General features: G+C 67.7%; 12 protein-coding genes. 4 read left to right on the top strand and 8 right to left on the bottom strand.

Translation table 11 applies throughout. The features are described 5' to 3' along the window. The 3 genes from DQG17_RS07325 to DQG17_RS07315 are packed head-to-tail and all read right to left on the bottom strand — an operon-like array spanning position 1 to position 3,608. The gene (locus DQG17_RS07325) at positions 1-1,050 is read right to left on the bottom strand and encodes an ABC transporter permease (protein WP_116132052.1); all 1,050 of its coding nucleotides are present in this window, start codon (positions 1,048-1,050) and stop codon (positions 1-3) included. Then, positions 1,040-2,581, bottom strand: coding sequence for an ABC transporter ATP-binding protein (locus DQG17_RS07320; protein WP_116132051.1), 1,542 nt, complete (start codon positions 2,579-2,581; stop codon positions 1,040-1,042). Before DQG17_RS07320 ends, DQG17_RS07325 begins: the two co-directional genes overlap by 11 nt. A gap of 4 nt (positions 2,582-2,585) precedes the next feature. Continuing rightward, positions 2,586-3,608, bottom strand: coding sequence for a BMP family protein (locus DQG17_RS07315; RefSeq protein WP_116132050.1), 1,023 nt, complete (start codon positions 3,606-3,608; stop codon positions 2,586-2,588). 399 nt (positions 3,609-4,007) lie between these two features. Between DQG17_RS07315 and DQG17_RS07310 the strand changes: the two genes are divergently transcribed. Together DQG17_RS07310 and DQG17_RS07305 are read left to right on the top strand one after the other, a co-directional pair. Beyond that, positions 4,008-5,543, top strand: coding sequence for a VOC family protein (locus DQG17_RS07310; RefSeq protein ID WP_116132049.1), 1,536 nt, complete (start codon positions 4,008-4,010; stop codon positions 5,541-5,543). Then, positions 5,540-5,869 carry a GNAT family N-acetyltransferase gene (locus tag DQG17_RS07305; protein WP_116132048.1) on the top strand — a complete coding sequence of 110 codons (330 nt, stop codon included), beginning with the start codon at positions 5,540-5,542 and terminating at the stop codon, positions 5,867-5,869. Before DQG17_RS07310 ends, DQG17_RS07305 begins: the two co-directional genes overlap by 4 nt. Before the next feature lie 55 nt (positions 5,870-5,924). Here DQG17_RS07305 and DQG17_RS07300 read toward each other — a convergent pair whose 3' ends face one another. Together DQG17_RS07300 and DQG17_RS07295 are read right to left on the bottom strand one after the other, a co-directional pair. Beyond that, on the bottom strand, positions 5,925-7,076 hold the full coding sequence (locus DQG17_RS07300) for a low temperature requirement protein A (RefSeq protein WP_116132047.1): 1,152 nt from the start codon (positions 7,074-7,076) through the stop codon (positions 5,925-5,927). An 89-nt stretch (positions 7,077-7,165) separates the two neighbouring features. Beyond that, positions 7,166-8,107, bottom strand: coding sequence for a ring-cleaving dioxygenase (locus DQG17_RS07295; RefSeq protein WP_116132046.1), 942 nt, complete (start codon positions 8,105-8,107; stop codon positions 7,166-7,168). A 117-nt stretch (positions 8,108-8,224) separates the two neighbouring features. On the opposite strand from DQG17_RS07295, the gene DQG17_RS07290 reads away from it, so the two are divergent. Then, a complete protein-coding gene (locus tag DQG17_RS07290; protein WP_116132045.1) occupies positions 8,225-9,130 on the top strand; it encodes a LysR family transcriptional regulator in 906 nt (301 codons plus the stop codon). Between the two features lie 105 nt (positions 9,131-9,235). Further along, positions 9,236-10,615: an L-serine ammonia-lyase gene (locus tag DQG17_RS07285; RefSeq protein ID WP_116132044.1), complete on the top strand. Its 1,380-nt coding sequence runs from the start codon at positions 9,236-9,238 to the stop codon at positions 10,613-10,615. A gap of 9 nt (positions 10,616-10,624) precedes the next feature. On the opposite strand, the gene DQG17_RS07280 is transcribed toward DQG17_RS07285, so the two are convergent. The 3 genes from DQG17_RS07280 to DQG17_RS07270 form a co-directional block, all read right to left on the bottom strand. Continuing rightward, the gene (locus tag DQG17_RS07280; protein WP_116132043.1) at positions 10,625-12,421 is read right to left on the bottom strand and encodes an SLC13 family permease; all 1,797 of its coding nucleotides are present in this window, start codon (positions 12,419-12,421) and stop codon (positions 10,625-10,627) included. A 7-nt stretch (positions 12,422-12,428) separates the two neighbouring features. After that, positions 12,429-13,364, bottom strand: a complete 936-nt coding sequence (locus DQG17_RS07275; protein WP_116132042.1) for a calcium/sodium antiporter — start codon at positions 13,362-13,364, stop codon at positions 12,429-12,431. 340 nt (positions 13,365-13,704) lie between these two features. Further along, positions 13,705-13,941: a thioredoxin family protein gene (locus DQG17_RS07270; RefSeq protein WP_116132041.1), complete on the bottom strand. Its 237-nt coding sequence runs from the start codon at positions 13,939-13,941 to the stop codon at positions 13,705-13,707.

The raw sequence follows: 13,941 nt of genomic DNA, 5'->3' as shown, positions 1-13,941 counted from the left end.
TCAATCCCTCCGCACGCGGAACTTGGTCAGCAGGATTGCCAGGACCATCAGCAACAGCGCCGTCGCCAGCATGATGTCGGCGATATAGCTTGGCACGCCGGCCGCACGGCTCATGCTGTCGGCGCCGACGAATATCGCCGCAACGAACAGCGCCGCCACGACGACCCCCGCGGGATGCAGCAGCGCCAGCATCGCGACCACGATGCCGGTATAGCCATAGCCGGGGCTGAGATCGAGCGTCAGCGACCCTTTCAGACCCGCGACCTCGGAGAAGCCTGCAAGTGCGGCAAGCCCGCCCGACAGAACGGCGGTCTTCAGGATGACCTTCGTCACCGGGATGCCGGCAAAACGCGCGGCCTCGGCATTCTGGCCGACCGCCCGCATCTCGAACCCGAGCGTGGTCTTGGCGTCGATCACCCAGATCACCGCGGCCGAGATCAGCGCAAGCCCAAAACCCCAGTGCAACCGCAGCCCCTCGATGATCCGCGGCAGGCGCGCCTCTGGCACCAGCCGCGCCGATTTCGGCCAGCCCATGCCCATCGGGTCCTTCAGCGGGCCTTCCAGAAGGTACGACACGAAGAGCAGGAAGATGAAGTTGAACAGCAGCGTCGTCACCACCTCGTCGACCCCGAAACGGGTTTTCATGAGCGCGGGGATGAACAGCACCAGCGCCCCCGCGGCCATGGCAGCGACAGCGATCAGCGGCAACAAAATCGGGGCGGGCAGCGGCAGGGCGCCGGTGCCCAGCACCACGGTGACGACGGCGCCGGCATAAAGCTGCGCCTCGGCGCCGATGTTCCACAGCTTTGCCCGGAAGGCGACGGCAATGGCGAGCCCGGTGAAGATCAGCGGCGTGGCGCGATTGAGCGTTTCGAGCAGGGCGAATTTCGAGCCGAACGCGCCCTTGAAGATCAACCCGAAGACATCGGCCGGGTTGCCGCCCGCGATCATCACCAGAAGTGCCGCGACGGCAAAGGTTGCAATCAGCGCCAGCGCCGGCGGCAGGGTGCGCCGCGGCAGCGTCGGGTTGGCGATGGGTTCAAGACGCATGGGCGGGTTCCTCGAATCCGTGGCCTGCCATCCACTGGCCCAGATCCTCGGGGCGCATGGTGCCGCGCGGGAAAGCGGGGCTGAGCCGGCCCTCGGAGATCACATGGATCACGTCCGACAGGCGCAGGATTTCGTCCAGATCCTCGGAAATCAGCAGGACGGCCGCGCCCTTGTCGCGCGCCTCGGCCAGCCGGCCATGGACGTAATTGACCGCCCCGATGTCAAGGCCGCGGACCGGCTGGTTGGCGAGGACGATCTGCGGCCCGGTCTCCAGCACCCGGCCGAGGATCAGTTTCTGCATGTTGCCGCCCGACAGCAGGCGGATGCGCACATCGGGGCCGGGGCAGCGGATGTCATAGGTCGCGATCATTTCCTCGGCATGGGCGCGGGCGGCCTGCCAATCCATCCAGCCGTGGCGCGCGAACTGGCTGGCATAGGTTTCGAGGATCGCGTTCTCGGTCAGGGTGAAGTCGGCGATGGTGCCGGTGCGGTGGCGATCCTCGGGGATGCGCCCGACACCGCGGCCGATGGCCATGCGCGGGGTCCAGTCCCCGACCGGCTGGCCCGCGATCCGCATTTCGCCCGACAGCGGCAGTGTCAGCCCCGAGATCAGGTTCGAAAGCGCTGCCTGACCGTTGCCGGACACCCCGGCAAGCCCGGTGATCTGGCCGGCGCGCAGATCTATCGTGACCGCGTCGAGCCCCGGCGCGCTGCCGATCCCGGCGGTTGTCACGGCGGCGAGCGACAACAGCGGTGCACCGGGCGTGGAGGGCCGGATCTCGGGCGCCGTCACCTCGGCCCCGACCATCAGCGCGGCCAGTTCCTCGCGGCTGGTCTGCTCGGTCCGGCGTTCGGCGACAAGGCGGCCGTGGCGCAGCACGATCACGCGGGACGAGATCGCCATGACCTCGTGCAGCTTGTGCGAGATGAAGACGATCGACAGCCCCTGTGCGATCGCCTCGCGCAGCGTCGCGAACAGCGCGTCGGTCTCCTGCGGGGTCAGAACGGCGGTCGGCTCGTCGAGGATCAGGATCTTCGCGTCGCGATAAAGCGCCTTCAGGATCTCGACCCTTTGGCGTTCGCCCACGGTCAGCCGGCCGACCCGTGCGTCCGGATCGACCTTCATGTGAAAGCGCTGCGACAGATCGCGGATCCGCGCCTTGACCTCGCGCGGCTTCAACGACAGCGCGGTCAGGGACTGGGCGCCGAGCACGATGTTCTCCCAGACCGTCAGGTTGCCAGCGAGCGTGAAGTGCTGGTGCACCATGCCGACGCCGGCGTCGAGTGCTGCACGCGGCGCGCCGGGGGGCAGGATCCGGCCGAACACCTCGACCGTGCCCGCGTCGGCCGTGTACTGGCCGAAGAGGATGTTCATCAGCGTCGTCTTGCCGGCGCCGTTTTCGCCCAGCAGCGCGATCACCTCGCCGCGCGCCAGATCGAAACTGACGCGGTCGTTGGCGGTCAGCGCCCCGAAACGCTTGGTGATGTCGGATAGGCGCAGAACGGGATGCGCCGGCTCTGCGCCTGTCATCGGGTCAGGACGATTTCGGTTCGGTATCGTCGATCTCGACCACGAAGGAGCCGTCCTTGATCGCCGCCGCGCGCGCGGCGACAAGGTCGAGCGCCGCCTGCGGGATCTTGCCCTCGAAGGTGCCGAACGGGGCGAGCGAGGCGCCGCCCGCGGCCATGAAGGAATGGACCCCGTAGTCGGCCGCAACAAAGCTGCCATCCCGGATCGCCGCGATGGCCGCATCGAGCGTCGGGCCGAAGTTCCACAGCGCCGAGGCGACGACGGTGTCGGGATAATCGGCCTGGGTGTCGATCACGTTGCCGATGGCCAGTACGCCCTTTTCCTTTGCCGCGTCCGAGACCCCGAAGCGTTCGGCATAAAGCACGTCGGCACCGTTCTCGATCATCGCATAGGCGGTTTCCTTGGCTTTCGGGGGATCGAACCACGAACCGATGAACGAGATCTGGAAGGCGATGTCGGGATTGATCTCGCGCGCGCCGGCCATGAAGGCGTTCATCAGCCGGTTGACCTCGGGGATCGGGAAGCCGCCGACCATGCCGATATTGCCGGCCTCCGACATGGAAGCGGCAATGATACCGGACAGATACGAGGCATCCTGAATGTAGTTGTCGAACACGGCGAGGTTCGGCAGGCCCGCATCCTCCTTGAAGGACGACCCCATCAGGAAGGCGGTATCGGGATAATCCGCGGCCACCTCGCGCGCCTCGGCCTCGACGCCGAAGATCTCGCCCACGATCAGGTCATAGCCCGCTTCGGCATATTCCCGCATCACCCTTGGGTAATCGGTGTTCGAGGTGTTCTCGGAGTAGGTATAGGCGATGTCGCCACGGTCCTGTGCCGCGACGGCGGCGACGTGGATCCGGCTGACCCATTGCTGTTCGACCGGTACGGTATAGATCCCGGCAACCTTCAGCGGTTCGGCGGCAACGGCCCGGAAGGGCGCCGCGGCGACAAGCGCGCCGATGGCTGCGCCCGAGCAAAGAAGGCTGCGGCGCGAGAGCACGCCTGTTCCTGTGGCTTCTGACATGGATCCGTCCCGTTGTTGTTATCACTGGCCTTTGGCCTTGCGCAGACGCTCGAAGAGAACGGTGTTCGCGACAAGGCGATTGGCTGTGAAGATGCAGCCAAAGAAATCTGCGCACAATCTTTGATCGCGGTCCGAATGACGCGCGTGCGGCTTGGGCAGGGGTGGAAAAGGTCGCAGGCAAGCCCCCTGTTCTCCCGGCATGACGCGCAGCCGGTGTCGGAGCGGCCCCGCCAAGCCATCGTCCCGGATCCTTCTTGCCGCGCCTTTGGTGCCGGTCGGCGCGCGCAGGCGGCGTTCGCGATTGCGGAACGCCGGGTTTGCCGGTTGAGCTATGCCATCGCGCCGGAAACACGCCATCTTCACGGGAACACCGGTCCACCGGCGAGAAAGGAGCTTTCAATGACCTCGGGCATCCACCACGTCACGCTGATCACCCGCCGGGTGCAGGCGAATGTCGATTTCTATGCCGGTTTTCTGGGCCTGCGGCTGGTCAAACGGACGGCCGGGTTCGAGGATGGCGAACAGCTTCACCTGTTTTATGGCGATGGCGCGGGCTCTCCCGGCTCGCTTGTCAGCTTCCTTGTCTGGGAGGATGGCGCGCCGGGCCGGGTCGGGCACGCGCAGGTGGCCGAGATCGCACTTGCGATCCCGCGTGCCAGCGTCGGCGACTGGCTGACCCGCGGGCTGGCGCAGCAGATCCGCATCGAAGGACCGTCGCGCGAGTTCGGTGAGACGGTGCTGCGGCTACGCGATCCAGACGGGGTGATTGTCAAGCTGGTGGCGGCCGATCTGGCCCCGACGGAGCCTTGGCGCGATGCCCCCGCGCGGCTGCGCGCGGTGACGATCTGGTCCGAGGATGCGGCGGGCACCGCCGATTTCCTCGCCCGCTTCGGCTATCGTGCCGGGCCGGTCGAGGGCGGGGTACGCCGCCTGCTGTCGGACCGCGACGCCATCGACATTCGCGATGCCAGGGGCTTCGTTCCCGGCATTCCCGGCACCGGGGTTGCCGATCACGTGGCGCTGCGGGTGGCCGACGACGCGGCCCTAGCCGGCCACGAGGCGGCGCTGGCCGCGGATGGCCTTGGCCCGGTCAACGTGCACGACCGAAAGTACTTTCGCTCGCTCTATGTCCGCGAACCCGCCGGCACGCTGATCGAGCTTGCAACAGACGGCCCCGGATTCTCCGTGGACGAACCCGCCGAAACCCTGGGCACGACGCTGTTCGTGCCGCCCCATGATGCCGACCGCGGCGAAGACCTCGTTGCGATGTTGCCCCAGTTCGCCCTGCCGGGCGAGGAAAGGACCCCGATGCGTGATCTGCCATTTGTTCACCGTTTTCACCGGCCCGAGGATCCTGACGGGTCGGTCATCGTCCTGCTGCACGGCACCGGCGGCAACGAGGCCGACCTGATGCCGCTGGCACGCCGGATTGCGCCGCGCGCGACCCTTCTGGGGGTGCGCGGGCGGTCGACCGAGGAGGGCATCGCCCGCTGGTTCCGGCGGCTGTCCATGGTGCAGTTCGATCAGGACGATATCCGCGCCGAGGCGGCGGCCTTCGCCGCCTTCCTGCAAGGCGCGATCCGGGACTATGGGCTCGACCCCGACCGGATCACCGTGCTTGGCTATTCCAATGGCGCGAACTTTGCCGGGGCGGTGATGGGGCTCTATCCTGCGCTGATCCGGCAGGCGATCCTGCTGCGGGCGATGCCGGCGCTTGATGACCTGCCGCAGGTCGATCTGGCGGGAACCCGTGTGCTGACCGTCTCGGGGCGCGACGATCCCTATGGGGCGCACGCCGGGCGGTTTGACGACTGGCTGGCGGGGCAGGGTGCCGCGCTGACCGCGCGGGCGCTGCCCGCCGGGCATGAACTGACAGCAGGCGATCTGAGTCTGGCGCAGGACTGGCTGGAACAGGCGAAAGGAGAGACGGCGTGAGCGACTTCAGCTTCGAGATCGAGGAAACCGACGCCCGCCACGGGCGCTATGTCGGCCGGGTGGAGGGGATCGCGGAGGAGGCCGAGATCACCTTTACCCGCCGGGGTCCGGGTGTGATCAGCGCCGATCACACCGGTGCCCCCGAGGCGCTGCGCGGCACCGGCATAGCGGCGGCGCTGGTCGCGCATCTGGTCGCGGATGCGCGCGCCATGGGCTTTCGGATCATCCCGCTCTGCCCCTATGTGCGCAAGCAATACGCCCGCCATCCCGACTGGGCGGATGTCTTCACCACCGCCCCGGGCGAGGCGCCGGCGCTGTCGGGCTGACTGAACGCGCGGGGGCCGGGCGGTTTGTCCGCCCGCCCTCCGCTGTGGGGTCCGGTCAGACTGTGGTGACGTGGCGGCGGGCCGGAACGGTCAGCAGGGTGATTGCGGTGACAACCAGATAGGGCGCGGGCGCGAAAGCCCCGGCCAGCAGGATCAGTGCCGCCGCCGCCGGCAGCACCCAGAGGCCCCGGCCGGTCACGCAGAAGCGGTCGCGAATGACCCAGAGCGCGGCCAGATAGACCGCCACCGGAACCGCCACGGTCAGCGCGGCCGTGCGCGCCTCGACATGGGCGTGGTGGGTTGCAACCTCGAGCATCACGGCAAAGCCTGCGCCGGTCGCAGCACCGGCGGCAAAGACCACGAAATGGCCGTATCCCCACAGCAACGCCCGCCCCAGCCTGTCGTCGGACAGATGCGGACCGGGGGCGAAATAGATCGCCCAGATCGAAAAGGTGATGATCGCTGCCGGTACCGCCAGCCCGAAGGTCTGAAGAAGCGGCACCTCCTCGCCCGATCCGGTGACCATGATCGTGACGATCACCAGAAAGCATTCGCCAAGCACGATGATGTTGAACAGCCCATAGCGTTCGACGATGTGGTGGCGGTGCCAGGTTGTGGCGCCACGGCGTTCCGCGAACGCCGGAACGGCAAGCTCGCCGACAATGCCCAGCAGGAACAGCAGCAGATAAAAAGCGCCCTCGGGTGGCGATAGGGCAACTATCGCCACCCAGTACAGCTGCATGATCGAGATACCGACGACATAGCCCATGGCCGTGCGCCTGCGTGCGCCGTCGCCCCGTGCCGCCCCGAGCCAGAGCGCGACCAGCGCCACGCGCATGATGACAAATCCGAAGACCGCAAGCCAGATCCGCTGATGGGCAAAGACCGCCGGGACCCCGGCGGCCAACATAAGGGCGCCGAACATGATCACCATGCTCAGGATGCGGAAATGCGGGGAATCGTCGTCATAGGCCGAGGCGAACCATGTATAGTTCATCCACGACCACCAGATCATGAAGAAGCTGCACAGAAAGCCGGTCATCGCCTCGGCCACATGGCCTTCGGCGAGACCGTGGTGCAGCCCGGCGGCGGCCGCCGCAATCGCGATGACCGCGGCCAGATCGAACATCAGTTCAAGCGGCGTTGCGGCACGATGCGCCTCGTCCCTGTCGCGCGGCGGCAGGCTCAGTTCCAGCAATCCCGGCATGGCGATCCTTTCGTGAACAGGGGAAGGGTCGTCGTCAGCATAACGGAAAACGCCCCGCCTGACAGGCAGGCGGGGCGTCGGTTGACGGTTCAGTCGATCGGTTTCAACCGGGCCTCGATCTCGGCCCGGCGCGGTTCCAGGAACGGCGGCAGCGACAGGCCTTCGCCCATGGTCTCCCGCGGCTCGTCGACATCGAACCCCGGTCCGTCGGTCGCGATCTCGAACAGGTTGCCGCCGGGTTCGCGGAAATAGAGCGAGCGGAAGTAATAGCGTTCGACCTCGCCCGAATTCGGGATACGGAAGTCGCCCAGCCGCTGCGCCCAGTCGTGGATCGCCGCGACGTCGGGCGTGCGGAAGGCGACGTGATGCACCGCGCCCGCGCCCTGGCGTGCCACCGGCAGCCCCGGCTGTTCGGCCACGTGCAGCTCGGCTGCCGGGCCGCCATCGCCCATCTCGAACACGACGACCCGGCCCTTGCCGTCGGGCGAGGCATATTCGCCCTTTGCCCGCATGTTCATGACCCGCGTCAGCACCTCTTCGGTCGGCGCGATCTGCGGCACCGAGATGGTGATGGGGCCAAGCCCGCGGATCTGGTGCGCGGCCGGTACCGGGCTTTTGTCCCACGGGTGGGCGGTGCCCGGTTCGTCGGCGGTCAGCCGGAACCGCTGACCCTCGGGGTCTTCGAAATCGAGCGTCGCGCGGCCGTCGAGTTCGGCAATCTCGCCGCGCGTCAGCCCCGCATCGCCAAGCCTCCCGGCCCAGTAGTCGAGGCTGTCGGCCGCGACGCGAAGCCCGGTGCGGCTGATCGAATGGGTGCCGCGGCGTTCGCGTGACACCGGCCAGTCGAAGAAGGTCAGATCGCTGCCCGGGCTGCCTGCGCCGTCGGCGAAGAACAGGTGATAGGCCGAGGTGTCGTCCTGGTTCACGGTCTTCTTGACCCGGCGCAGTCCCAGCGTGTCGGTATAGAACCGGTTGTTCGCCCGTGCGTCGGCGGTGATCGCCGTGAGGTGGTGAATGCCTGTGAGGTCCATGGGGCCCTCCTTTCTCTGCTCATGATAAAGGGCAGATTGCTGCGATGTGCAGGGGCGCCGTGGCCAACCCTGCGTTCGCGAATTGCGAACGGCCTGCGCGGGATCTAGGTTGATGCCATGAAATGGACCCTGAACGAGATCGAGACATTCCTCGAGGTGATCGACGCTGGCAGCATCTCGGGCGCGGCGGCCCGGGTCAACCTGTCGAAATCGGTGGTCAGCAAGCGGGTGAGCGAATTCGAACTGGCGCTTGGGGCGCCGCTGTTCACCCGCCACGCCGGGCGGATCAGCCCGACCGATTCCGCCATCGCGCTGGCCGAACGGCTGCGCCCGGCGCTGGCCGAACTGCGGGCTGCGACCGAGAGCGTGGCCTGGGGCGACACCGGGCTGCGCGGCAGGCTTGCCATCACCGCGCCGATGAGTTTCGGCACCCGACACCTCGGGCCGGTGATCGCCGATTTCGCCCGGATGCATCCCGACCTCGATCTGGTGCTCGATCTCGACGACCAGATCTCGAACCTCGCCGCGACAGGGCATGACATCGCGATCCGCGTTGGCCGGTTGTCGGACAGCTCGTTGATGGCGCGCAAGCTCTGCGAGGATCCCTGCGTTGTGGTGGCAAGCCCCGGCTATCTCGACCGGTTCGGTCCGCTGACCGGTCCCGATGCGCTGGCAGGGCATCCGGCGATCAATTATTCGAACGTCCGGCTGGGGCAGGTCTGGCAGTTCCGCCAGCCGGTCGTTCTGCCAAGGGCCGGAAGGATTGCCACCAACAACGGCGAGGCGATCCGCGACATGGCGATTGCCGGGCTTGGCATCGCGCTGCTGCCGGTGTTCATCGCGCACGAGGCGCTGCGGGCCGGGACGCTGGTGCGTCTGCTGCCCGAACTGGAGCCGCTGCCCTTGCCGATCAACGCGGTCTGGCTGCCGGCCCGGCCGATGCCGCGCAAGCTGAGGCTGTTTGTCGACCATCTGGCGCAGGCGTTCGGCGACCGCCCGCCCTGGCTGACGGATCTGCCCTGAGCGGCGCCCGCGTGCGCCGCCAAGCCGATTGACAACGCCTGCCCTGTGCCCAAGCTCAGCAGCAGGCCAGCGCGCAGACGATGCTGCCCGCCTCAGGGAGTCCCGATGTTTCTGTCCGTCTTCGACATCTTCAAGATCGGGATCGGCCCGTCCTCGTCGCATACGATGGGGCCGATGCTGGCCGCCGCGCGGTTTATCGAGGCGTTGCGAGAGGTGCCCGATTGCGGCCAGACGCGGCGGTTGACCGCCTCGCTGCACGGCTCGCTTGCCTTCACCGGCCGGGGGCATGGCACCGACCGTGCGGTGATGCTGGGGCTGTTGGGGTTTCGTCCCGACACGCTCGATCCCGATCTGGCCGAGATCGCCTTGGTGGGCCTGGGCGACCGATGTGGCATCGACGTTGCGGGCGTCGGCCGGGTCGGTTTCGACCCCGCGGCGGATCTGGTCTTTGACTATGGCCCGCCGCTGCCGGGGCATGCCAACGGACTGATCCTGTCGGCGCTTTGCGCGGAGGAAACGCCGGTTCTGCGGCAGGCCTGGTATTCGATTGGCGGCGGCTTTGTCGTGACAGAGGCCGAACTGACCGGTGGCCCGCTGATCGCGGAGCCGCCCGCCGACTATCCCTGGCCCTTCGCCACGGCGTCGCAGATGCTCGCCATGGGCCGCGCGGCCGGGCTGTCCATCGCGGCAATGAAGCGCGCCAATGAAACGGCGCTGCACGGTCCAGACCTCGATCAGCGGCTTGACCAGTTGCACGGGGTGATGGACGCCTGCATCGACCGCGGCCTTGGCCAGACAGGCGTCCTGCCCGGCGGGTTGAACGTGCGGCGGCGGGCGCGTCTGATCCACCAGCAATTGCTGGCCGAACAGGGCCGCAACCTGTCGCAGCCGCATATCGTCAACGACTGGCTGTCGGTCTATGCCATGGCGGTGAACGAGGAGAATGCCGCCGGCGGGCGCATCGTGACCGCGCCGACCAATGGCGCGGCAGGTGTGGTGCCCGCGGTGCTGCGGTATTATCGCGACCATTGCCTTGGCGCGACATTGGCCGGACAGCGGGATTTCCTGCTGGTTGCCGCGGCGATCGGCGGGCTGATCAAGCACAATGCCTCCATCTCGGGCGCCGAGGTCGGCTGTCAGGGCGAGGTCGGATCGGCCTCGGCCATGGCGGCGGCGGGGCTTTGCGCGGCGCTTGGCGGCAGCAACGAACAGGTCGAAAACGCGGCCGAGATTGCGCTCGAACATCACCTCGGGATGACCTGCGATCCGGTGGGCGGGCTGGTGCAGGTGCCCTGCATCGAACGCAACGGCATGGGTGCGATCAAGGCGGTTTCGGCGGCGTCGCTGGCGCTGCGCGGCGATGGCAGCCACTTCATGCCGCTCGACAATTGCATCGAGACGATGCGCCAGACCGGGCTCGACATGAGCACGAACTACAAGGAAACCTCGATTGGCGGGCTCGCCGTCAACCTGCCCGAGTGCTGAGCCTCTGCATCAACCCGGCAAGCGCAGGGGCCACATCCAGGCAATCGCCGCGACGGTGGCGGCGCCGACGACAAAGTTCATCGGCAGGCCGACGCGCAGGAAATCGCGGAACCGGTATCCCCCGGCGTTATAGACCATGGTGTTGGTCTGATAGCCGATGGGCGTGGCAAAGCTCGCCGAGGCTCCGAACATCACCGCCACCGCAAAGGGCCGCGGATCGAGCCCGAGCTGGCTGGCGATCCCGGCAGCAAGCGGCGTCAGCAACACCGCGACCGCGTTGTTCGTCACAAGCTCGGTCAGGAACGAGGTCAGCGCATAGACGAGGATCAGCGCCACCAGCGGCCCGGACCTGTCGAGAACCGGTTCGAGCGCATCCACCACCATCTGCATCGCGCCCGAGCTTTGAAATGCGGACCCGAGGATCAGCATCGAGACGATCAGCAACAGCAGCCTGCCATCGATGCTGGCCAGCGCCTCGTCCATGTCGACACAGCCGGTGACCAGCACCACGGCGACGCCGATCAGCGCCAGCACCAGGATCTGCGCGACCCCGAAGGCGGCCAGCAGAACCACGCCGGCCAGCACCCCGATGGCAATCGGCACCTTGTTGCGGCGATAGGCGCGCGCGTCGGTCCGGCCAAGGGACACGAGACCCAGCGCCTCGGACAGTCGCGCGATGCCGTCGGCAGGACCGTCGACCATCAGTACGTCGCCGACCTCGAGCGGCAGGTCGTCGGGGCTGCCCGCGACCTGATGGCCCGAACGGTGCAGCGCCAGCGGATAGACCCCGAAGCGCCGGCGCAGGGTCAGCGCGCGGAGGGTGCGGCCAAGGGCGCGGCTGCGGCTCGTCACCAGGACCTCGGTCAGTTCGGTCCTGATCGAGCGTCCGGGTTCGGTCCCGGTCAGCGTCAGGCCCTTTTCGTTGCCCTCGCGCAGGCCCGCGATCTCGGTGTCGCGGGTGCGCAGAACGATCCGGTCGCCGGGTTCCAGCCGCAGGCCCTGCAGCTCGCGGCGCATCGATTGATCGCCGCGCAGCACGTCGATCACCCGGGTGCCCTTGCGTTCCAGCGCCTCGATCTCGGTCAGTGCCTTGCCGACCAATGGCGAGCCTTCGGGCAGGAACAGCTCGGTGGTCCAGGACCGCGAGGACGAGCCAACATCGGCGACGCCGGGGCCGCGGTCGGGCAGGAGCCGCTGGCCCACCAGCGCCAGATAGGCGCCGCCCGCCAGCGCCGCGACCAGCCCGACCGGCGTGATCTCGAACAGATGAAACGGCGGCATGCCGAGATCGCGGACCATGCCGTCGACCAGAAGGTTGGTCGAGGTGCCGATCATCGTGCAGGTGCCGCCGAGGATCACCATGAACGAGAGCGGCATCAGAAGCTTCGAGGACGAGATCGACGCCTGCCGCGCCAGCCCCATGGCCACCGGGATCAGCACGATCATGACGGGCGTGTTGTTCATCAGCGCCGAGGCGGCGGCAGCCGACAGGAAGAAGGCGACAAGCCCGGTCATCGGGCGCGCCTCGACCAGCCGGCCAAGGCCCGCAACCGCGGTTTCCAGCGCGCCCGAGCGCACGAGGGCTGCACTGAGAATGAACATGGCGGCGATGGTGGCAGGGGCCGAGTTCGACAACGCCGCGCCCACGTCCTTGGCCCCGACAAGGCCGAGGGCGAGCGCCAGGGCTGCACCGCAAAAGGCGATCAGCTCGGCCGGGAAGCGTTCGAGCAGGAAAAAGCCGAAGACGCCGGCCATCAGGGCGATGGCTGCGAAAGGGGCGACGGCATCGGGGATCCAGGGTGTCATCGAAACCTCAGATGTGAATGAAAAGGCTTGTACAATAGGCGGCATAGCCTGCCAGCAGCGCGAGGCCTTCGGCCCGGGTGATGCGCAGGCCGGTGGCGGAAAAGGCAAGCAGCGCGACCGTGGCTGCGACCAGAACCCAGATATCGACCCGCAGGAATTCGGGATTCACCGGAACCGGACCGAAGGCCGAGGTCACGCCAAGGATCGCCAGCACGTTGAAGACGTTCGAGCCGAGGATATTGCCGAACGCGATGTCGTTCTGGCCCCGCAGCGCCGCCGAGACCGAGGTCACAAGCTCGGGCAGAGAGGTGCCAAGGGCCACCACCGTCACGCCGATCACCGCCTCGGAGACGCCGAGGCCGCGGGCGATGCCGACGGCGCCGTCGACCAGCATGTTGGCGCCAAGGATTACCAGCGCAATCCCGCCAAGGGTCAGCAGCACCGGCACCGCCGGTCGGGGCAGCGGCGCGGCGCCAAGCGACGGCCCTGCTGCCGTCATCGCGGTGCGGCCAGCCACGAAGGTCGCGCCGGTCCAGACAATCAGCAGCAGCAGGAACACCGCCGCCGTTGCCGGCACCAGCAGCCCGGCTGCCAGAACCGCGATGCAAAGAAGCGTGGTTGCCGCCAGCACAGCGCCATCGCGGCGCAGCATCCGCGCGTCGATCACGATGGGCCGCAGAACGGCCGCCGCGCCAAGGATCAGCAGAATGTTGCAGATGTTCGATCCCACGACATTGCCGATGGCGATGGCCGGTGCGCCGTCGCGGGCCGCGATCAGGCTGGTCGCCAGTTCCGGCACCGAGGTGCCGAAGCCGACAAGCGTGACGCCGATGACCAGCGGCGAGACCCGCAGCGATTCGGCCAGCCGCACCGCGCCGCGCACCAAGAGATCGCCGCCAGTGACCAGCAGTGCGATGCCCGCCAGAACGAGGAATACTGTCATGATCTTACCGATCCCGCCGGGCGGAGGTCGCGCCGCGGGCTGGCTTGAGAGGGAACAATTGGGTGATTTGTGGCCGCGCCTGGCGCGGCAAAGGCCCCTTCGGGGGCCGGTCGATCTTTCAGCACGGGTCGCGCCAGCAAGCCTCCGGGACGGGTGCACGACCGCGTGCGCCATTGTCGTCCTCAGGCGCAGATTGGCGCCGCAATGGGGCAATTCAAGAGGCCGGATTGCGGCGGCCTGTGTCGGGTGGGGCAGGGGCGCGTGCGCTGAGCGGATCTGCGCCGCAGCGACGCGGCACCGGCGCGCTTTTGTGCAGATTGCGCGCCTGCGCCTGCGGGTTTCAGGCCGTAAGCCAGCCTTCCAGCCGGGTCGCGTCGGGCAGACCGCCGGCGTGAACCAACCGGCCGTCAATCGCAATGCCCGGGGTCGACATCACGCCGGCCATGGCGATGGCCCTTGCATCGGTGACCTTCTCGACCTCGACATCGAGCCCCAGCCTGGCGGCGGTGTCGCGGACCATCTGCTCGGTCGTCTCGCAGCGCTTGCAGCCTGGGCCATAGACCTTGACCTGTTTCAT

Origin of the sequence: Tropicimonas sp. IMCC34043 (assembly GCF_003390845.1) — a bacterium.
In the GTDB taxonomy this organism is placed as follows: Bacteria; Pseudomonadota; Alphaproteobacteria; order Rhodobacterales; family Rhodobacteraceae; genus Tropicimonas.
The sequence above is the reverse complement of the archived record's forward strand: the minus strand, read 5'-3'. Positions and strand labels throughout refer to the sequence as shown.